The 19,210-nt window shown below is 34.1% G+C and carries 22 protein-coding genes; 10 read left to right on the top strand and 12 right to left on the bottom strand.

Annotated features, from left to right (window positions below; all coding sequences use genetic code 11):
* Positions 1 to 10 precede the first annotated feature (10 nt).
* Positions 11 to 403 (top strand): HIT family protein, encoded by a 393-nt coding sequence (locus H5V42_RS05025; RefSeq protein ID WP_185782033.1) that lies wholly within the window; start codon positions 11 to 13, stop codon positions 401 to 403.
* On the opposite strand, the gene H5V42_RS05020 is transcribed toward H5V42_RS05025, so the two are convergent.
* Positions 396 to 746 carry a hypothetical protein gene (locus H5V42_RS05020; RefSeq protein ID WP_185782032.1) on the bottom strand — a complete coding sequence of 117 codons (351 nt, stop codon included), beginning with the start codon at positions 744 to 746 and terminating at the stop codon, positions 396 to 398. The genes H5V42_RS05025 and H5V42_RS05020 overlap by 8 nt on opposite strands.
* Position 747: 1 nt before the next feature.
* Positions 748 to 1,896, bottom strand: a complete 1,149-nt coding sequence (locus H5V42_RS05015) for a sensor histidine kinase (RefSeq protein WP_185782031.1) — start codon at positions 1,894 to 1,896, stop codon at positions 748 to 750.
* A 121-nt stretch (positions 1,897 to 2,017) separates the two neighbouring features.
* Between H5V42_RS05015 and H5V42_RS05010 the strand changes: the two genes are divergently transcribed.
* Both H5V42_RS05010 and aat read left to right on the top strand, forming a co-directional pair.
* Positions 2,018 to 2,398, top strand: a complete 381-nt coding sequence (locus H5V42_RS05010) for a DUF3127 domain-containing protein (protein ID WP_185782269.1) — start codon at positions 2,018 to 2,020, stop codon at positions 2,396 to 2,398.
* 66 nt (positions 2,399 to 2,464) lie between these two features.
* A complete protein-coding gene (gene aat, locus H5V42_RS05005; protein WP_185782030.1) occupies positions 2,465 to 3,127 on the top strand; it encodes a leucyl/phenylalanyl-tRNA--protein transferase in 663 nt (220 codons plus the stop codon).
* On the opposite strand, the gene H5V42_RS05000 is transcribed toward aat, so the two are convergent.
* From H5V42_RS05000 to H5V42_RS04985, 4 genes are read right to left on the bottom strand one after another with little or no spacing between them, the layout of a single operon-like run.
* Positions 3,108 to 3,668 (bottom strand): DNA-3-methyladenine glycosylase I, encoded by a 561-nt coding sequence (locus H5V42_RS05000; protein ID WP_185782029.1) that lies wholly within the window; start codon positions 3,666 to 3,668, stop codon positions 3,108 to 3,110. The two genes, aat and H5V42_RS05000, sit on opposite strands and share 20 nt — an antisense overlap.
* A gap of 9 nt (positions 3,669 to 3,677) precedes the next feature.
* Complete coding sequence (locus H5V42_RS04995; RefSeq protein ID WP_185782028.1) at positions 3,678 to 4,640, bottom strand: sodium-dependent bicarbonate transport family permease; 963 nt, start codon at positions 4,638 to 4,640, stop codon at positions 3,678 to 3,680.
* 6 nt (positions 4,641 to 4,646) lie between these two features.
* Complete coding sequence (locus tag H5V42_RS04990) at positions 4,647 to 4,949, bottom strand: hypothetical protein (protein WP_185782027.1); 303 nt, start codon at positions 4,947 to 4,949, stop codon at positions 4,647 to 4,649.
* A gap of 2 nt (positions 4,950 to 4,951) precedes the next feature.
* Positions 4,952 to 5,188: a hypothetical protein gene (locus H5V42_RS04985; protein ID WP_185782026.1), complete on the bottom strand. Its 237-nt coding sequence runs from the start codon at positions 5,186 to 5,188 to the stop codon at positions 4,952 to 4,954.
* 80 nt (positions 5,189 to 5,268) lie between these two features.
* Between H5V42_RS04985 and H5V42_RS04980 the strand changes: the two genes are divergently transcribed.
* A complete protein-coding gene (locus H5V42_RS04980) occupies positions 5,269 to 6,201 on the top strand; it encodes a LysR family transcriptional regulator (RefSeq protein ID WP_185782025.1) in 933 nt (310 codons plus the stop codon).
* 64 nt (positions 6,202 to 6,265) lie between these two features.
* On the opposite strand, the gene H5V42_RS04975 is transcribed toward H5V42_RS04980, so the two are convergent.
* Positions 6,266 to 6,655 (bottom strand): hypothetical protein, encoded by a 390-nt coding sequence (locus H5V42_RS04975; RefSeq protein WP_185782024.1) that lies wholly within the window; start codon positions 6,653 to 6,655, stop codon positions 6,266 to 6,268.
* 159 nt (positions 6,656 to 6,814) lie between these two features.
* Between H5V42_RS04975 and H5V42_RS04970 the strand changes: the two genes are divergently transcribed.
* The 5 genes from H5V42_RS04970 (at position 6,815) to H5V42_RS04950 (ending at position 12,651) form a co-directional block, all read left to right on the top strand.
* Positions 6,815 to 7,492, top strand: coding sequence for a TetR/AcrR family transcriptional regulator (locus H5V42_RS04970; protein ID WP_185782023.1), 678 nt, complete (start codon positions 6,815 to 6,817; stop codon positions 7,490 to 7,492).
* On the top strand, positions 7,485 to 9,167 hold the full coding sequence (locus tag H5V42_RS04965) for a peptidase domain-containing ABC transporter (protein WP_185782022.1): 1,683 nt from the start codon (positions 7,485 to 7,487) through the stop codon (positions 9,165 to 9,167). The genes H5V42_RS04970 and H5V42_RS04965 overlap by 8 nt, the downstream gene beginning before the upstream one ends.
* Positions 9,160 to 10,518, top strand: a complete 1,359-nt coding sequence (locus H5V42_RS04960) for an HlyD family secretion protein (protein ID WP_185782021.1) — start codon at positions 9,160 to 9,162, stop codon at positions 10,516 to 10,518. Before H5V42_RS04965 ends, H5V42_RS04960 begins: the two co-directional genes overlap by 8 nt.
* Positions 10,515 to 11,909 (top strand): TolC family protein, encoded by a 1,395-nt coding sequence (locus tag H5V42_RS04955; protein WP_185782020.1) that lies wholly within the window; start codon positions 10,515 to 10,517, stop codon positions 11,907 to 11,909. The genes H5V42_RS04960 and H5V42_RS04955 overlap by 4 nt, the downstream gene beginning before the upstream one ends.
* Before the next feature lie 109 nt (positions 11,910 to 12,018).
* A complete protein-coding gene (locus H5V42_RS04950; protein ID WP_185782019.1) occupies positions 12,019 to 12,651 on the top strand; it encodes a thioredoxin family protein in 633 nt (210 codons plus the stop codon).
* On the opposite strand, the gene H5V42_RS04945 is transcribed toward H5V42_RS04950, so the two are convergent.
* The 5 genes from H5V42_RS04945 to H5V42_RS04925 all read right to left on the bottom strand — a co-directional run bounded on the left by H5V42_RS04945 (position 12,626) and on the right by H5V42_RS04925 (position 16,060).
* Positions 12,626 to 13,342 (bottom strand): hypothetical protein, encoded by a 717-nt coding sequence (locus H5V42_RS04945; RefSeq protein WP_185782018.1) that lies wholly within the window; start codon positions 13,340 to 13,342, stop codon positions 12,626 to 12,628. The genes H5V42_RS04950 and H5V42_RS04945 overlap by 26 nt on opposite strands.
* Positions 13,343 to 13,412: 70 nt before the next feature.
* Complete coding sequence (gene truB, locus H5V42_RS04940) at positions 13,413 to 14,108, bottom strand: tRNA pseudouridine(55) synthase TruB (protein ID WP_185782017.1); 696 nt, start codon at positions 14,106 to 14,108, stop codon at positions 13,413 to 13,415.
* Positions 14,109 to 14,113: 5 nt separating this feature from the next.
* The gene (locus tag H5V42_RS04935; protein WP_185782016.1) at positions 14,114 to 14,908 is read right to left on the bottom strand and encodes an undecaprenyl-diphosphate phosphatase; all 795 of its coding nucleotides are present in this window, start codon (positions 14,906 to 14,908) and stop codon (positions 14,114 to 14,116) included.
* Positions 14,909 to 15,172, bottom strand: coding sequence for a DUF3098 domain-containing protein (locus tag H5V42_RS04930; RefSeq protein ID WP_185782015.1), 264 nt, complete (start codon positions 15,170 to 15,172; stop codon positions 14,909 to 14,911).
* 9 nt (positions 15,173 to 15,181) lie between these two features.
* Complete coding sequence (locus H5V42_RS04925) at positions 15,182 to 16,060, bottom strand: cell division protein FtsX (protein WP_185782014.1); 879 nt, start codon at positions 16,058 to 16,060, stop codon at positions 15,182 to 15,184.
* Between the two features lie 89 nt (positions 16,061 to 16,149).
* On the opposite strand from H5V42_RS04925, the gene leuS reads away from it, so the two are divergent.
* Positions 16,150 to 18,972, top strand: a complete 2,823-nt coding sequence (leuS, locus tag H5V42_RS04920) for a leucine--tRNA ligase (protein ID WP_185782013.1) — start codon at positions 16,150 to 16,152, stop codon at positions 18,970 to 18,972.
* The last annotated feature ends 238 nt before the right edge of the window (positions 18,973 to 19,210 follow it).

Raw genomic sequence — 19,210 nt, 5'->3', positions numbered from 1 at the left:
ATTTAGAACTATGGCTAGCATTTTTACCAAAATTATAAACGGAGAAATACCCTCTTATAAAATTGCGGAAGATGACAATTTTTATGCATTTTTAGATATTAATCCAAATGCAATAGGTCACACTCTTTGTATTCCTAAAAAGGAGGTTGATAAAATTTTTGATTTAGACGAAGAAACTTACATTGGTTTGATGCAGTTCTCAAGAAAAATTGCTCTCGCCTTAAAAAAGGTTGTGGATTGTAAAAGGGTTGGTATGAGCGTTATAGGTTTAGAGGTTCCTCATGTTCATGTGCATTTAATTCCATTAAACGCTATGGCTGATGCCACTTTTCAAACAAAGCAAAAGCTATCTCCAGTGGAGTTTGAAAATTTGGCAGAAAGAATTCGAGCTGAGGTTAAATAATACCTTCAAGATACACATATATACCACCAGCAATTGCTGCCAGCAAAATTAATAGTAGCACAAAAAATAGTGTTGTAAATCTTATAGAAGTTTTATCTGGTTGTACCAGTTTGTTGTAGTACTCGTATACACGTTCAATATCCGTGGTCCAATCAACAGGATAAATAACAGAACTACATTTTTTGCATTTAATTTCATTAGTTACTACGTCTGTAGTTTTTTGGTAAAAAGCGGTGTATTTATGCTTTTGGTAGAAAGTGAGCATTAATTCTTGATTAAAACAAACAGGACAATTATTTGTTATCTCAGCCTCTTTTATTTTAATCTGTTTCTCTTTAACCATACTACTTAATGATCTTTAAGGAAATTTGCATAATAGTACCTTCCTTACTAGACGAAAGTACTCGAATTTTCCCATTATGATATTCTTCAATAATCCTTTTTACTAAAGAAAGACCTAAGCCCCAACCTCTTTTTTTGGTGGTATATCCTGGTGTAAAGATATCATTGAAATCTGTTTTGGCAATACCATGACCAGTATCTGATATTAGAATAAGCACATTGGCACCTTTTTTTTCTATTTGTATTCCAATATTTCCTTTACCCTTCATGGCGTCAATTCCGTTTTTAACTAAGTTCTCAATACTCCAGTTATAAAGCGGTGTATTAAGTAACACAGGTATTTCATCAAAATCTGTTTCAAACGAAAAATGCACCAATTTTGAACTTCTTCTTTTAAGGTACTCAAAAGCCATATTAGTTTCAGCTACAATATTATGTGCTTTAAGTTCGGGTATAGAACCAATTTTAGAAAAACGCTCTGTAATAGTTTCAAGCCTTGAGATGTCTTTTTGTATTTCAACTGTTATTTCTTCATTTATGTTTTCGGTTTTTAATAATTCACTCCATCCCATTAAAGAGGTTAATGGTGTTCCTATTTGGTGTGCAGTTTCTTTGGCCATACCTGCCCAAAGCTTGTTTTGCTCAGCTATACGGTTAGATTTGAAGATGTAATAAATCACGGTACCAAATAAAAGTATAATGAGTAAAAGGGCTATTGGATAAAATTTTAGTTTATTTAAAACTTCAGAATTACCGTAGTAGAGCACTTGTAAAATATCACCTTCAGAAACAATTTCTATAGGTTCATTTTCACTAGAGAATTTCTTAATTAGCGTTACAATTTTGGTAGAATCAGCGGCTATTTCATCTTTAATATTATGGGTTTTTAGGGTGCCATCATCATTTACCAAAATCATTGGAGTTGAAGTGTTGTTGGCGATTACAACTAAAGGTAAGTTGCCTAATTCTTCATCAACAGAAGACTGTTGAACTTCTTTTAAAGCATTAGCCCAAATTTCTACTTTCTTGCGTTCTTCATCTTTAAACTGGTCAAAAAACACATTAGTGTTCCAAAGAATAAGACTAACAATAACAAAGGCTGATATTAATAAAATTATGTTGGTAGTCCTTCTTTTAGGAGTGAAGTCCATGTAGGAAATAATTGTTTATTAAAGATACACTATTTGTAAAAAAGCTGTTGAAAACCCAAACTAAAAAAAGGTAAGATTAGTATACTATTTGTTTACATTTGAATTTGCTAAAAATAGAATGATGGAAATACAGGGAAGAATCAAAATGGTTGATGACACCAAAACTTATGGTAACAATGGTTTTCGTAAGAGAGAGTTGGTAATTACTACAGAAGAGCAATATCCTCAACATATTTTGGTAGAATTTGTACAAGACAAAACTAATTTGTTAGATAATTTTCAAGTTGGTCAAATGGTAAAGGTTAGCATTAATATTAGAGGTAGAGAGTGGGTAAATCCTCAGGGTGAAACCAAGTACTTTAATTCAATACAAGGTTGGAGAGTTGAAAATTTGGAGACAGCTTCTCAAGAAAATTCAAATATACCTCCCGTTCCACCAATGGACGCTTTTGAACCGGCAGACGATTTAAAAGAAGAAGATCATGATGATTTGCCATTTTAAAAGGCAATCTAAGCTTTTAGAACTTGATTTTTTGGGTGTTATTTCATAAATTTTGAAATAAAAACTATGAACGGTCAACAAAGACAACATCCTTTGTTTGTGTTGAATGATCGGTTAGAATTTCCTCCTTTAGAAACCGCTAATGCCGAAGGCTTATTAGCAGTTGGGGGCAACTTATCCCCAGAACGTTTATTATTGGCCTATCGTAGCGGAATTTTTCCCTGGTTTAATGATGATTCGTTGATTTTGTGGTGGAGTCCTGACCCAAGAATGGTGTTGTTTCCAGAGAAGTTAAAAATTTCAAAATCTATGCGAAAGGTCTTGAAAAACGATGAATTCACGTTAACAAAAAATCAATGCTTTTCTGAGGTAGTTAAACATTGTTCTAAGGTTGAGCGAAAAGACCAAGAGGGAACTTGGATTACAAAAGATATGCTCAATGCCTATACCCAATTGCATGAAATGGGGTTCGCTAAATCTTATGAAGTTTGGCAGAAAGATAAACTTGTAGGAGGCTTGTATGGTATAGATTTAGGAACAGTCTTTTGCGGAGAAAGCATGTTTAGTTTAGTCTCTAATGCCTCTAAATTTGCTTTTATTAAACTATCGCAAGAGTTAGAAAAAAAGAAATACAAGTTAATTGATTGCCAAGTCTACACTAATCATTTAAAAAGTTTAGGTGCAGAAGAAATTGCTAGAGAAGTTTTTATTAGTTATTTGAAAACTTAAAGCAACTTGTTTCATGGTCATCAACAATGCCAGTAGCTTGTAAAAAAGCATAGACCACGGTACTGCCAACAAATTTGAAGCCTCTTTTTTTAAGGTCTTTACTAATCTTGTCTGACAAAGGCGTGGTTGCAGGAGCATCTTTGTAATTAAGGTAAGAACTTTTAATAGGTTTTCCATCAACAAAAGCCCAAATATATTGACTAAAACTTCCAAACTCTTCCTGTATTTTTAAAAAAGCATTTGCATTGCTGACAGCTGAATTTATTTTGAGTTTGTTTCTTATGATACCAGCATTTTGCTGTAAAGCTGTTAGTTTAGAAGGTGGGTAATTAGCTACTTTTTTATAATCAAAATCATCAAATGCTGCCCTAAAGTTTTCTCGCTTTCTTAAAATAGTAATCCAGCTTAACCCTGCCTGAAATGTTTCTAGAATAATGAATTCAAAAAATGTTTTATCATCATAAACAGGAACTCCCCATTCATTATCATGGTAAGCTTCATAAAGCTCGTCTCCTAAACACCAACCACATTTTTTCTTCATTTTATTATGCTAAAAGTTTTGCACAATATACATATAAAGAGGCATGCCTAGGGTTATGTTAAAAGGGAATGTAATAGCTAAGGCCATTGGTAAATAAAGACTGGCATTGGCCTTAGGTGCAGCTAATCTCATTGCTGCAGGTACTGCAATGTATGACGCACTTGCTGCTAAAATTGCGAATAAAAAACGATTGCCAATCTCAGATGTAATAAACTGACTAGTATATGCAACAACAATACCGTTAAACACCGGAATAACTATTGCAAAACACAAGGCAAACCATCCTTTTTTCAAAAAATCGTTTAGTTTTTTACCGCTAGTTATTCCCATATCCAACAAGAATACAGCTAAGAAACCTTTAAAAATATCAGTGGTGAATGGGGCTATACCCTGAGCTTGGTGTTCGCTGGCTAAGTAACCAATAATCAAACTACCTAGAATTAATAAAACACTACCGTTTGTAAAAGAATGATGAACAACTTTTTTTAATTCACCATTTTTAGGTTTTTTCTTAGTAAACATGGCCATTAGAAGTACTCCAATTATTATGGAAGGGGCCTCCATAAGTGCCATTACGGCAACCATATGACCCCCAAAAGATATGTTTTCAATCTCTAGAAATGAAACTGCGGTTACAAAAGTTACCGCACTTACAGAGCCATATGCGGCAGCAATTGCTCCAGAATTTTCAATTGAAAACTTACGCCTTAGAATAAAGTAGCTGTAAAATGGAACCACTAATGCAAGAAATATTCCGAATAACAGGGACCAAATTAGTTCACCATCAATAGTGCTATGAGCCAATTCTTGGCCACCCTTAAATCCTATAGAAAATAGTAAGTAAAGAGATATAAATTTTGAAGAGTTAGGGGGTATTTCTAAATCACTTTTTAACTGCACTGCTATGATGCCAAGAAAGAAAAATAACAGTGCAGGGTTAGTAAGGTTATCTACTAAAAGATGTATGTCCACTATGAATTAGTTTTCTTCAACAAGAGAAATGTTGAGGGTGCCGTGAATTCTTAATTTATTTCCGTGTTGTCTTATCTGGGCAATAAAATCTTTAAGAATTTTCTTTTCGTTTTCTAATTCTTGAATTCTACTATCAGGATATGCCGTGTCTGCGGTTGAACAACCTTCAGACCAAGACAAACGTTGTAGTTTATGAAAGTTGATTTTTTCGTTTAATAATGATTGTACCACATCTAAAGCTTCTGAAGCTGAAAACTCACCTTCTACCAAATTAATTTTTTGCGTAGTTCTTGTTTCTGTTGTTGTCATTTTTAATTTCTTTTTGTTTGTTGAGAACCTAAAACATGTATTCCAATTAAGGCAAAAACAATTGTTGAACCCATAGCCAAATACCCAAAATGAAGAAATCCGTTTGTGGCAGAAAGTGTTAGCATACCACCAAAAATGAAACCAATAAAGGTTAGTAGTAGAGGATTTTTGTATAAACCATGTTGTTTTACTCGACTATTTTTAGATGCATCTTGTTCAGAAATAGTTTTAAGTTCCATAATGTTTCTTTTTGCAAAGATGTAGCGACAAATTCATTAAATAATATTTATATTTATTATTCAATACATAAATATAATTTATGAATTATACGCTGCATCAATTGCAGATATTTGAGAGAGTCTCTCATTATCAAAGTATTACAAAGGCGGCTGAGGAGTTATTTTTAACCCAACCTGCGGTGTCTATACAATTAAAAAATTTTCAAAATCAGTTTCCTGTGCCACTATTTGAGGTAATTGGTAGAAAACTTTATATAACAGAGTTTGGAAGAGAAATTGCTAAAACCGCTCAAGAAGTCTTAACAGCAGCTAACGAAATAAATTATAGAACCAGAGCTTTAGGTGGACAATTAGCAGGAAATTTAAAATTGGGTGTAGTATCTACTGGTAAATATGTAATGCCCTACTTCTTATCAGATTTTATGAAGATTCATCCAGGAGTTGATTTGGTTATGGATGTAACTAACAAACTTAATGTTGTAGAAAATTTAGAGGCTAACAGTGTAGACTTTGCGTTAGTCTCTGTATTGCCAGAACATTTAAAGTTAAATGCATTACCGCTTCTACCCAATGTTTTGCAGTTGGTAGCTAATCAAAATTATTTTAAAAAGGTAAAGTTGGCCAAGAAATCAAATACGGAGACGGTGCCATTAATATTTAGAGAAAACGGTTCAGCTACCCGAGCAGCAATGGAAAACTACTTAAAGAAAGAAGGAATACAAACCGAAAAGAAAATTGAGTTAACATCAAATGAAGCGGTAAAACAAGCGGTAATAGCAGGCTTAGGTTGTTCTATTATGCCAATTATTGGATTAAAAAATGAATTACAACAAGGAGATTTATCTATAGTATCACAGCGAAAACTGCCAATAAAAACCACGTGGAATTTAGTTTGGTTAAAAAATAAAAAACTGAGTCCTGTTGCCAATGCGTTACTTGCGTATTTAGAAGAAGCAAAAGATAAGATTGTAATAGAACAATTTGAATGGTTACAAGAATATCAAAGTAATTAAAAGTAAAAAGCCCTATCTATTATGAGAAATAGATAGGGCTTAATTTTAAACTAACTAACCTATGTTATTTTGCTAAATCATTTTCCTCATTATTTGGAAAATTAAGCTCTCCAGCATTAATTGCTCCATTTAAATTTGCGCTTAATTTTCTATACGCTTTAAAGAATTTGTTACCGTCAGCTTTTTTGAACGTAACAATTGTTTCTCCAGATTTTGATTTCTTAATATTAGTAACAGTAACTGTAGTATTGTTAATACTAGAAATATTGGCTATTCCACCTTTCTTAATAATGAAATTTTTACGTGGAATGTCGATGTATTCATAAGTATTTTGAGAAGGTTCCCCAATGTATAGCGTGTCACCAACTGTTACCATGTCATCAAATTTCTCTTGAGCACTAACAATACCTGCTAATAAACCAAAAAGTACGAATAGTATTTTGCCTCTTTTCATATATCTAAATTTTTAGATTATTAATTGTTGTTATATGTTTTTATTGTATCCTCAAAAATACAATATGTAAAAACAGAATACAGTAAAGCTACCGTTAAAAAATGTTAAACTATTATACTATGATAGTAAAACTATTATTTTTGACAAAAAATTGTTAACATGGATCAGTTATTAAACTCGGTCAAAATCTCTATTAATCATAAAATCTATTTAAAGGACCCAGAGTCTTCTGGTTTAGGAAAGAAAATAGTTTCTCATAGTATTTTAATGATAGATGAGATAGGTTTTGAAGCATTTACCTTTAAAAAGTTAGGCGCTAAAATTGGCTCCAACGAAAGTTCTATTTACCGGTATTTTGAAAACAAGCACAAATTATTGGTGTATTTAACCAGTTGGTATTGGGGTTGGGTAGAATACAAATTGGTGTTTGCTACAAACAGCATTTCTAATCCTTGGGAAAAACTAGAGAAGGCCATTGAGATAGTAACAAAAACCATTGAAGAAGATTCTACATTTAATCATATTAATGAGGTAGTGTTAGGTAGAATTGTGATTAAAGAGTCATCTAAGTCGTATTTAACCAAAGAGGTTGATGGCGAAAACAAAAGTGGATACTTTGAAATTTACAAAAGAATGGTTAACAGGCTATCTACAATGATAGCTGCGGTAGATTCAAATTATAGCTATCCTACGAGTTTGGCTAGCACCATAATGGAAGCCAATTTACATCAACACTTTTTAAAAGATCACTTTCCTACCTTGACTAATTGTAGTGAAAACAAGCAGCCTAGTGCATTTTTACTAAACATGGTCAAAAAAACACTCAACAATGACTAAAGACATATTAACAGCTTGGCAACGTTTTGTTGGGCTACTCTCGTTAGACAAGAAAGATATATTTCAGGTCTTTTACTATGCAATATTTGCAGGTTTGGTAAACTTATCGTTGCCCTTAGGTATTCAGGCTATAATTAACTTAATTCAAGGTGCACAAGTGAGTACGTCTTGGATAGTGTTAGTTGTTCTAGTTACTTTAGGCGTAGCATTTGTTGGACTTTTACAGTTAATGCAGATACGTATTATAGAAAACGTTCAGCAAAAAATATTTACACGTTCTTCATTTGAATTTTCGTATCGTTTTCCGAAGATTAAAATGAGTGAGTTACGTAATTTTTATCCGCCAGAATTGGCAAATAGATTTTTTGATACGTTAACCATTCAAAAAGGATTGTCTAAAATTCTTATTGATTTTCCAGCGGCATTACTTCAGATTATTTTTGGGTTAATACTGCTGTCTTTCTACCACCCCTTTTTCATTATTTACGGTCTACTACTGTTATTATTGATTTACATTGTTTTTAGATTTACCGCTCAACGTGGTTTAGATACTAGTTTGCAAGAATCTAAAAACAAATATCTAGTAGCACACTGGATACAAGAAGTTGCTCGTAGTATTATAAGTTTTAAACTATCTGGTAAAACGTCTCATGCAATTGATAAAAATGACACCTTGGTAGCTAACTATTTAGATGCCAGAGAAAGTCACTTCAAAATATTAGTAATTCAGTTTATTCAAATGATTGGCTTTAAAGTGCTAGTAACTGCTGGTTTATTGCTTATCGGCGGACTTTTAGTGCTTAATCAAGAAATGAATATCGGACAATTTGTAGCTGCAGAAATCATCATTTTATTAGTTATTAGCTCAGTTGAGAAGCTAATATTAGGTCTAGAAAATTTCTACGATATTCTTACTTCACTAGAAAAGCTAGGACAAGTTGTAGATAAAGAACTAGAGTCACAAGAAGGAGAAAAACCTTTTAGAGAATCAGAAGGTTTTACGGTAGAACTTAAAGATGTTTCTTTCAATGTTCCTCAAAGAGACAAAACTATTATCGACAATGTTTCGCTTACCATTTCTCCAGAATGTCGAATCTTATTACAAGGAAAGGCAGGCTCTGGTAGATCTACCCTTTTACGTTTAATTGCAGGTATTTTAGAGCCAAATAATGGTAGTATTTATGTAAATAACGTTTCGCTTAAAGGCGTTCATCTCAATTATTATCGTTCACATTTAGGGCATTCATTAAGTGATGAAACACCCTTTGAAGGAACCTTACTAAACAACATCACTTTTGGTAACCCAGATATTTCTCAAGAACAAGTTTATTGGGTATTAGAAAAAACCAAATTAACAGAGTGGGTTAAAGAACAACCTTTGGGCATACATACCATTTTGTATCCTGAAGGAAAACAAATTCCCTATATCGTTTCTAAGAAAATAGTATTGGCGCGTAGTATTATTAATAAGCCAAAATTATTATTGCTTAAAGATCCATTAGATCAATTTTACAAAGAAGAGGCAGATGAGTTGATGAAATTTATTACAGACCCTGCTAATGGTTGGGCCTTAGTCATCGTTAGTGAAAACACCAAATGGTTAAATCATTGTGACCGAATAATCACCATGGAATATGGTAAAATCTTAAACGAAAAAAAGAATAACAATGCTTAACATATCACCAAATAAATTGAATAGAACGGTTGATTTGTCTAAGTACAAAGCCGGAGAAAGAGTCTTTCATAAAAGACACTATAAAAGGTTTAATCAGTTCTTATTAGCATTTTCCATTATCGTACTAATCATACTGTTTTTGCCTTGGACCCAAACCATATCTGGTAAAGGTTATTTAACCACTTTAACCCCTGATCAAAGACCACAAACTATACAGTCACCAATACCTGGTAGAATAGAAAAGTGGTTTGTAAGAGAGGGTGATTTTGTTAAAAAGGGAGATACAATTCTGTTTATTTCAGAGGTTAAAAACGAATATTTTGACCCTAGGTTAGTAGAACGAACAGGCATGCAATTAAAGGCAAAAGAAATGTCTGTTACCTCATACCAAGAAAAAGTAAAAGCGTTGAACACTCAAATTAGTGCTTTAAACCAAGAAAGAGGTTTAAAATTACAGCAAGCAAAAAATAAGCTCTTGCAATCTAAGTTAAAGGTACAAAGTGATAGTATTGATTTAGAGGCTGCTAAAACTAATATTACAATTGCGCAACGGCAATATGATCGTGTAGTTCAACTACAATCAGAAGGGCTAAAGGCAATGACAGATACAGAAGAAAAACGCCTTAAATTACAAGAAACTCAGGCAAAATTAATATCACAAGAAAATAAGCTTTTAGCAAGTAAGAATGATGTAATTAATGCTCAAGTTGAAATTGGGCGTGTTCAAGCAGAATACACTGATAAAATCTCAAAAGCACGTAGTGAGATGATGACGGCTCAGTCTAATCAATTTGATTCTGAAGCCCAAGTAACAAAGCTAGAGAATGAATATACCAACTACGAAATGCGTAGTCAGCTACATTACATTCGAGCCCCGCAAGATGGCTTTATCAATAAAGCATTACAAGCAGGTATAGGTGAAACCTTTAAGGAAGGCGATAGATTGGTGGGAATTATGCCGGCTAATTATGATATGGCCGTTGAAACTTTTGTTGACCCCATTGATTTGCCTTTAGTGCATATTGGTGAAAAAATAAGAATACAGTTTGATGGTTGGCCCGCAATAGTATTTAATGGTTGGCCAAATGCATCTTATGGTACCTACGGAGGTGAAATAGTGGCAATTGAAACATTTATAAGCCCAAATGGAAAGTATAGGGTTTTGGTGGCACCAGACCCAACAGCAGAAGAGTGGCCAAAAGATTTAAGGGTTGGTTCAGGCGCAAACACATTAGCCCTTCTAGACGATGTGCAAATTTGGTTCGAATTATGGCGACAATTAAATGGTTTCCCACCAAATTATTATCAGCCAGAAACCTCTGGTTCTTCATCTAAAACCGCAAAAAAATGAAGCGTCTGGTATTAGGTTTAATTCTGATATTCTTCAATTTTGGCTTTGCCCAAGATGATATGGTACTTACATTTAATGAGTACTTGGGGTATGTAAAAAGGTATCATCCTATAGCAAAGCAAGCTCAGCTAACTGTTTCTATAGGGCAAGCAAACCTTATGAAAGCGCGTGGAGGCTTTGACCCAAAAATTGAAGTTGACTATAACCGTAAAGAATTTAAAGGTAGCGAGTATTGGAATCGATTAAATGCCACCTTTAAAATACCAACTTATTACGGTATAGAAATTAAGGGAAATTTTGAACAGGATGAAGGAGACTTTATAAATCCTGATGAAACTTTGCCAGAAGATGGTTTATATTCCGTTGGTGTTTCAGCTTCATTATTAAGAGGCTCTTGGATTAATGAGCGAATGGCAACCCTACGCAAAGCTAAATTTTTTAGAGAGCAGGCAAAAGCAGACCAAGATTTGTTGGTGAACCAGGTTTTGTATGATGCATCTTTAGCTTATTTTGATTGGTTAAAGGCGTATAACGAAGCCGATATTTACAGAGATTTTCTAATAAATGCTTCTACCAGATTTGAGGGTGTAAAACAAAGTGCGCTACTAGGTGATATAGCTATTATAGATACGGTTGAAGCAAAAATTGCTGTCGAAAATAGAAGATTAGGCTTAGAACAAGCCAAATTAAACTTGGCAAAAAAATCGTTAGAGCTTTCTAATTTCCTATGGATTAATAATGTTCCAGTGGAGTTGCAGCCTGATGTAATTCCAGAAATAGAGCCCGAAAACAGTGTTGATTTTACCTTAGAAATTTTAGGAAAACCCTTAGATAGTTTTTCTATAGAGAATCATCCAAAGCTAAGGTCGTTAAATTATAAGGTTGATGGCTTACGAGTAGATAGAAACCTTAAAGCCAATAAATTACTTCCTCAATTAGATGTGGAGTATAACTTTTTAACTCAAAGCTATGATCAATTAAATTCTTTGGTAACAGATAATTACAAGGCCGGGGTAAGTTTATATTTTCCATTGTTTTTACGAAAAGAGAGAGGGGATTTAAAATTGGCAAAATTTAAATTGCAAGATGCTCAATTTGATAGAGATAATGCTGAGGTATCTATTAGAAATAAAATATTGGCAGTGTATACAGAAATTGATTCGTATCAAGAGCAAACAGGCTTAATAGGGCAAATAGTAAATAATTATTCGCAACTGTTAGCAGCTGAAGAACGTAAGTTTAGTTTTGGAGAAAGTTCTTTATTCTTAATAAACTCTAGAGAGAGTAAACTTATAGACGCCCAATTAAAAAAGATTGAAGTTCAAAATAAGTTTTTGGGAGCAAAGGCTAACCTATTTAAAAGCTTAGCAATAAACCCAGAAGCGCTATAAATTCTAATAAAATGAATAACAACAACCACCTAAATAGGTGGTTTTTTCATGATTTTTGTTAGGTTTTGGAATAAAAAACGATACTAATTTTGAACTTTAGTTTTAATGTATGGAAACAATTCAGAAAGTGTCAGCAGAAATATTAAATGAAGCTTTAGTAAAAAGTATAAGTTATAGTGATTATAGGGCTATGGTTAAATTATTGGCCGAGCAAAATTCCAATACAGGTCCAGAAAAAACTGAAAGCTTAGCTAATTATACCCAGCTTAATGATAAACGAATGAACCGTTGGGATAAAACATTAAAGTTAGATGTTGACGCTACCCAAAAAATAAATTCATTTAAAGATAAAGTAACATGGTTAGTATTAACTGAAAGTTGGTGTGGAGATGCTTCTCCTAGTCTACCAGTAATGAATAAAATTGCTGAATTGGCTCCAAATATTAATTTGAAAATAGTTCTTAGAGATGAAAACCTCGAACTAATGGATGCTTTTCTTACTAATGGTGCTCGTTCAATACCAAAGTTAATTATGTTAGAACAAGAAACTAATGCAGTAATAGGTGAGTGGGGTCCAAGGTCATTTGTAGCTACCAAAATGGTAGAAGACTATAAAAAAGAACATGGTAAGTTAACGGCAGAATTTAAGCAAGACCTTCAAAAGTGGTATAACAAAGACAAAGGAAAAGATATATTAAATGATTTGGTAGTACTGCTTACTTACCTTGAAACTGATAGGTAATTGTTCCTTTTTGCATTTGTTTTTTTGAAGAGTTAAAAGAAGCCTTATACGCATAAGCAATTGCATTTTCCACTAAACAACCGTTAGAAGTGGTAGAGCTTTTGGCATTAAAACTAGCTTCGAATACATTACCTAATTCATCAACTTGTATATTAATTACAACTTTACCTCCTTCAATACAGGTATAAATAGGTGGAGGAATATGGTAAGCAGAACGGTCAACTAAAGAATAGGTAATTGTGGTACGCTTATCTTTTAAGTTATTGGTGTATTCTTTTTTATCTGCGTTTTTTTCACCTAACTCACGTTTACGCTCTTCCCGTTTTTTAGCAAGCTCTTTTAAATTAGCAGCAAAACCGTTGTCGTTACTTAATAATTCTTGCTGATTAGTAGCTTCGCGTTCTTCTAAGAGTTCGTCAAGAGTCTTAAGAGGTTCTGGGTTACCATAAGATGATTTGGCAGCTTCATTATAGGCGGTATGACTTTCAATAGGGCTGTTATTCTGAGCAAGCTCTTCTAATTTTTCTTTCTCTTCAAATAACTCCTCCAAGTCTTCTTCAGCGAGGCTCATTTCAATAACATACTCATCTTCTTCTTTAGCACCAAGGTGAATGTTGTATGATAATAGCACAACATTGGCCATAGTAAAGACGGTAATCAATAATGATAACTGCTTTCGGGTCAAGTTCATAGTGCTATTATAACCAATTTTTTTTAGAATTATTTCATTTCCCCATAAAGGATTTTCAGGTGTTTTCTAGCTAGAGATTAGCCGTAAAATCTTCTGGGCTCACACTATTATCTACGTGAAATTCACCTATTTTGGTTCTTCTAAGGGCAGAAAGGTGAGCGCCAGAATTTAAGGCTTTTCCAAAATCATGTGCTAAAGAACGTATATATGTTCCTTTACTGCAGCTTACCTTAAAATGCAAATTCGGAAATTGCACTGTAGAAATTTCAAAAGCTGAAATTGTAATTCGTCGGCTATTAAGTTGTACTTCTTCACCTTTTCGAGCAAGCTCATATGCTCTTTTACCATCTTTTTTAACGGCTGAAAATATGGGCGGAATTTGTTCAATTTCTCCTAAAAATTGTTGCTTGGTTTCAGCAATGAGTTCTGCCGTAATGTGGCTGGTAGAAAACTCTTGGTCGATTTCGCTTTCTAAATCATAAGAAGGTGTTGTGGCACCTAATGTTATAACCCCAGTGTATTCTTTTTGTTGACCTTGAATAGCTGGAATGGTTTTGGTTGCTTTACCAGTACAAATTATTAGTAGACCCGTTGCTAAAGGGTCTAAGGTGCCGGCATGACCAATTTTGAATTTTTTACCTAAGTCGAACTTTTTACGAATAGCCCATTTGAGTTTATTTACCGCTTGAAACGATGTCCAGTTCAGCGGCTTATCAATTAAAAGGGTTTGTCCGTTAAGAAAGTCGTCTTTTGTAAGGCTATCCATTTTATTTACCCCCAAATACTCCAAGCAATGGCAATAAGGCCAACTATCAAACAGTACAAAGCAAAGTAGCTTAATTTACTTTGGCGAACTATTTTAATCATCCAAGTACAAGCGGCAAGACCCGCAATAAAAGCGGCTGCAAAGCCAGCTCCCATAGCTGTCATTTGTGAACTTTCAAAACTAATTTCACCACCTAATAAATCTTTCGCCACTTTACCTATAATTAAGGGTACTACCATTAAAAATGAAAAACGAGCAGATTTACTTTTATCTACCCCAAGTAAAACTGCAGTTGAAATAGTAGCGCCACTTCTAGATATACCAGGTAACATAGCTACCATTTGTGCTAAGCCTATAATAAAAGCGCCTTTAAACGTAACCCCTTTCTCAGTGGTTTTAGCCATATCTGCCAGATACAGTAAAAAAGCAGTAACAATTAGCATTATACCAACAATTACTATGGCGCCATCAAAGAAAACTTCCATAAAGTCTTCTAAGAAAAAACCAACTAACGCAGCAGGAATCATAGAAATGATAATTTTCAAAGAAAACTCAGTTTCTTCATTCCATTTAAATTGAAAAAGACCTTTGATAATATCAAACACGTCTTTTCTAAAAACCACAAGGGTACTTAGCGCGGTGGCAAAATGTAGCACTACAGTAAACAATAAACTCTCTTCAGGGATAGAATTATCACCTAAAATGGCTTTACCCAATTCTAAATGCCCACTAGATGAAACAGGCAAAAACTCTGTTAATCCTTGAATAATACCAAGAATTATAGCATCAATAACTTCCAATTAGTCTTTCTTTTTGTCAGGATTTAACAATATAGCGTATACCTGAATTCCTAATCCAATAAGCACTAACGTTGGTGCAAGGCGAATTCGTCTAAAATTGTAGATATCTGGATTAAAATAATTTGGGTCATTACTACCACCACCTGTCATTAAAATAAATCCCAGAGAAATAAAGGCAAGCCCAATAAATAGAAAAATATAATTCTTCTTTTTAAAGATAAATTGCTTTGAAGGCTCTTTAACCTTTTGATTTTTTTTACCCATGGCGCAAATTTAATAATAAAGATCATTGGTGCGCACATTCAAAAAGCGTTGGGTAGCAAAATAAGTGCTTATGTACGAAATGATTATCCCTAAGAGAAAAATACCTGCAAAGAGCGAAACTAACATAACTGCATCTTCAAACAAGTTAAGCTCAGGAAAAGTATCATTAATATAGAATAGAAAACCACCTAAAGCTAAAAGAGCTAGTAAAGCGCCTACCATACCCAATTTAATATTCGTCCAGATAAAAGGTCTACGGATAAATTTTTTGGTGGCTCCCACCATTTGCATGGTTTTAATTATAAAACGTTTAGAGTAAATGCTGAGTCTTATAGAACTATTAATGAGTAATACGGCAATTAAAGTAAATATTCCACTGGCAACCAGAATCCAAAAACTTATTCTTCTAACATTATCATTTAATAAAGAAAGTAGAGGTTTATCATAACTAACTTCTTCAACATAACTTTTGGTGGCTAAGTTGTCAGCAATTTCAGCGACCTGAGTAGGTGTCACAAAATTTGCTTTTAATTTTACGTCGATGGCATTTTTTAAGGGGTTATAGCCTAAAAACTCCTGAAAATTTTCGCCAATATCTTCACTAAACTGGTCTGCCGCATCTTCTTTAGAAATGTAACTGGCAGATTTGGTGTGTTCAGCTAACAATAAACTTTTTTGCAATTGTTCAATTTCAGAAGGCTTTGCAGAATCTTTTAAGAAAACAGATATGGTAATTTGTTCCTTAAAGTGGTCTGCAAGTTTTTTAGTGTTTAAAACCAAAAGTCCAAATACTCCCAATAAAAAAAGCACCAAGCCAATGCTTAGCGCAACAGAAAAGTAAGAAGAAATAAGTCTTCGCTTTTGGTATCGTTCAATATACTTCGCCATAGTGCTCTTTGTAAATGTAAAAATAGAAAAGTAAATCGGTATTGTGTGGATAAGCCCTATTTTTGCCCTTTCAAAAGAAGAAATTTGCAATGCAATACAATTTTCAACAGATAGAGAAGAAGTGGCAAGACTATTGGTCAAAAAATCAAACTTTTAAAGCTGAAAATAATTCTGATAAGCCTAAATACTACGTGTTGTCTATGTTTCCTTATCCTTCTGGGGCAGGTTTACATGTTGGGCATCCGTTAGGGTATATAGCAGGTGATATTTATGCCCGTTATAAAAGACATAAAGGTTTTAATGTATTGCACCCAATGGGTTACGATTCTTTTGGTCTTCCGGCTGAGCAGTACGCTATACAAACTGGGCAGCACCCAGCAATTACTACAGAAGTTAATATTAATAGATACCGAGAGCAGCTAGATCAAATTGGATTTTCTTTTGATTGGAGTAGAGAGGTTCGCACATCTAATCCCGACTACTATAAATGGACACAATGGGTTTTTATTCAACTTTTTGGTTCATGGTATAATAAAAAAACAGACAAAGCCGAAGAAATTGAGACGCTTATTGCGCAATTTGAACAAGACGGAAATACAACTATAGCGGCAGTTTGTGACGAAGATGTTGCACAATTTTCTGCTGAGGAATGGACTAATTTTTCGGATAAAGAAAAGCAAGAAATTTTATTAAAGTACCGTTTAACGTATTTGGCAGATGCTGAGGTTAATTGGTGCCCTGCTTTAGGAACTGTTTTAGCTAATGATGAAATAGTTAATGGCGTTTCTGAACGTGGTGGTCATACCGTAATTCGTAAGAAAATGACCCAATGGATGATGCGTATTACTGCCTATGCACAGCGTTTGTTAGATGGCTTAGATACCATTGACTGGCCACAGCCGTTAAAAGATTCTCAAACCAATTGGATTGGTCGTTCAGAAGGAGCATCGGTTACCTTTAAAATAAAAGATGTTGAAGGTGAAATAGAAGTTTTTACCACAAGGCCAGATACCATATTTGGTGTATCTTTTATGACGCTAGCACCAGAACACGAATTGGTGTCAAAAATTACCACACCAGCACAAAAAGAAGCTGTTGAAGCCTACGTAGAAGCTACTGCAAAACGTTCCGAACGGGAGCGTATGGCAGATGTTAAAACAATTTCTGGGGTATTTACAGGAGCGTATGCAGAACATCCGTTTACTAAAGAACCAGTTCCAATTTGGATTGGTGATTATGTACTAGCAAGTTATGGTACAGGGGCTGTTATGGCAGTGCCTTGTGGTGATCAGCGCGATTATGATTTTGCTAAACATTTTAATATCGCTATTCCAAATATTTTTGAGGGTGTTGATATTTCAGAAGAAGCATTTGCTGATAAAGCCAATACGGTAATAGCTAATTCTGACTTTTTAAACGGGTTGCCTTATAAAGATGCCGTGACAAAAGCTATAGCAGAGTTGGAGAAATTAGGTCAAGGAAAAGGTAAAATAAACTACCGCTTACGCGATGCGGTTTTTAGTCGACAGCGTTATTGGGGAGAGCCATTTCCGGTATATTACAACCAAGATGGACTGCCACAAATGTTAGCACAACAATTTTTACCCTTAGAATTACCTGAAGTTGATAAATACTTACCAACAGAAACCGGTGAACCTCCTTTAGGTAATGCCAAAGCTTGGCATTGGTTACAATATGGTGACGAAGGAAAAGTGGTAACCAAAGAAGAATTTACGAATGCAAATCCGGTAGGTAAAATAGGAGGACCATTAGAACTTAATACCATGCCAGGTTGGGCAGGTAGTTCTCAATATTTTAATAGATATATGGACCCGCGTAACACTGAAGCTATTTATTCAGATGAAGCTATTAATTATTGGGAAGATGTTGATTTGTACATAGGTGGAAGTGAACACGCCACGGGGCATTTATTGTATTCTCGTTTTTGGCAAAAATTCTTATTTGATAGAGGTGTTGCTCCTAAACAAGAGTTTGCCAAAAAACTCATCAATCAAGGAATGATAACTGGCACCAGTGCTTTTGTATATAAAGATGTTGAAGAAAACAAAGTGTATTCAAAAGGGGTAGTTGGTGATAAAAAGGTTAATCCAGTTCATGCAGATGTTTCTTTGGTTAATGCTTCAGATGAATTGGATATTGAGGCATTTAAGCGGTGGAGGCCAGATTTGGCAGAAGCAGAGTTTATCCTAGAAGATGGAAAATATATTGTGAGTAGAGAAGTTGAAAAAATGTCCAAATCGAAATATAATGTCGTAAACCCCGACAATATTTGTGAAGAGTATGGAGCAGATAGTTTACGATTGTATGAAATGTTCCTTGGGCCTTTAGAGCAATCAAAACCGTGGAACACGGCTGGTATTACAGGGGTTCATGGATTTTTAAAGAAGCTTTGGAAATTATACTTAACGCAAAATGACAGTGAACCCACCGCTGATAATCTTAAAACCTTACATAAGACCATAAAAAAAGTAGAAGAAGATATTGAAAACTTTAGCTTTAATACGTCAGTCTCTACGTTTATGATATGTGTAAATGAGCTAACGGCACAAAAGTGTACAAGTAAAAAAGTGTTAGGTCCGTTAGCTATTTTAGTTTCGCCCTACGCACCCCATATTGCAGAAGAGCTATGGGAGAAGTTAGGTAATACAGAATCTATAGCTAATGCAGCTTTTCCAAAATTTGAAGAAAAGTTTCTAATTGAAAGCACTAAGCAATATCCTATATCCTTTAATGGTAAAATGAGGTTTACCATTGAGCTACCTTTAGACTTAACTAAAGAAGAAATAGAAGAAACCGTGATGGCTCACGAACAAACAATAAAGTACCTAGATGGTAGAACTCCCAAAAAGGTAATTGTAGTCCCTGGAAAAATCGTAAATATTGTAGGCTAACGCCAAAAGAACCTTTTACAATTTTAAATCCTTGTTGTCTTCAGATAGCAAGGGTTTTTTGTTATAACTGCTAAAACAGAAACAAATACTACTAATTATTGCTAAAAATAATTATTTGTTAGCCTAAAAAGATTTTACCCTTTAAAAACACAGGTTTATTCTAAAAAATATATTAATAATAATTTTATACCCCTATAAAAAAGGGGGTAAAAAATAAAAAAACATCTTTTTGTCGATT

It is taken from the genome of Croceivirga lutea, from assembly GCF_014235875.1.
Classification (GTDB): Bacteria; Bacteroidota; Bacteroidia; order Flavobacteriales; family Flavobacteriaceae; genus Croceivirga; species Croceivirga lutea.
This window is presented reverse-complemented; position numbering and strand designations above follow the sequence as displayed.

Coding starts and splice junctions, on each gene's coding strand:
- H5V42_RS04985 (WP_185782026.1), bottom strand. CDS start 5,188: ATGGAACTTAAAACTATTTCTGAACAAGATGCATCTAAAAATAGTCGA.
- H5V42_RS04925 (WP_185782014.1), bottom strand. CDS start 16,060: ATGGCGAAGTATATTGAACGATACCAAAAGCGAAGACTTATTTCTTCT.
- H5V42_RS04975 (WP_185782024.1), bottom strand. CDS start 6,655: ATGAAAAGAGGCAAAATACTATTCGTACTTTTTGGTTTATTAGCAGGT.
- H5V42_RS04945 (WP_185782018.1), bottom strand. CDS start 13,342: ATGAACTTGACCCGAAAGCAGTTATCATTATTGATTACCGTCTTTACT.
- H5V42_RS04970 (WP_185782023.1), top strand. CDS start 6,815: ATGGATCAGTTATTAAACTCGGTCAAAATCTCTATTAATCATAAAATC.
- H5V42_RS05000 (WP_185782029.1), bottom strand. CDS start 3,668: ATGAAGAAAAAATGTGGTTGGTGTTTAGGAGACGAGCTTTATGAAGCT.
- H5V42_RS04980 (WP_185782025.1), top strand. CDS start 5,269: ATGAATTATACGCTGCATCAATTGCAGATATTTGAGAGAGTCTCTCAT.
- H5V42_RS05010 (WP_185782269.1), top strand. CDS start 2,018: ATGGAAATACAGGGAAGAATCAAAATGGTTGATGACACCAAAACTTAT.
- H5V42_RS04930 (WP_185782015.1), bottom strand. CDS start 15,172: ATGGGTAAAAAAAATCAAAAGGTTAAAGAGCCTTCAAAGCAATTTATC.
- H5V42_RS04960 (WP_185782021.1), top strand. CDS start 9,160: ATGCTTAACATATCACCAAATAAATTGAATAGAACGGTTGATTTGTCT.
- H5V42_RS05025 (WP_185782033.1), top strand. CDS start 11: ATGGCTAGCATTTTTACCAAAATTATAAACGGAGAAATACCCTCTTAT.
- H5V42_RS04950 (WP_185782019.1), top strand. CDS start 12,019: ATGGAAACAATTCAGAAAGTGTCAGCAGAAATATTAAATGAAGCTTTA.
- H5V42_RS04965 (WP_185782022.1), top strand. CDS start 7,485: ATGACTAAAGACATATTAACAGCTTGGCAACGTTTTGTTGGGCTACTC.
- H5V42_RS05015 (WP_185782031.1), bottom strand. CDS start 1,896: ATGGACTTCACTCCTAAAAGAAGGACTACCAACATAATTTTATTAATA.
- truB (WP_185782017.1), bottom strand. CDS start 14,108: ATGGATAGCCTTACAAAAGACGACTTTCTTAACGGACAAACCCTTTTA.
- leuS (WP_185782013.1), top strand. CDS start 16,150: ATGCAATACAATTTTCAACAGATAGAGAAGAAGTGGCAAGACTATTGG.
- aat (WP_185782030.1), top strand. CDS start 2,465: ATGAACGGTCAACAAAGACAACATCCTTTGTTTGTGTTGAATGATCGG.
- H5V42_RS05020 (WP_185782032.1), bottom strand. CDS start 746: ATGGTTAAAGAGAAACAGATTAAAATAAAAGAGGCTGAGATAACAAAT.
- H5V42_RS04990 (WP_185782027.1), bottom strand. CDS start 4,949: ATGACAACAACAGAAACAAGAACTACGCAAAAAATTAATTTGGTAGAA.
- H5V42_RS04955 (WP_185782020.1), top strand. CDS start 10,515: ATGAAGCGTCTGGTATTAGGTTTAATTCTGATATTCTTCAATTTTGGC.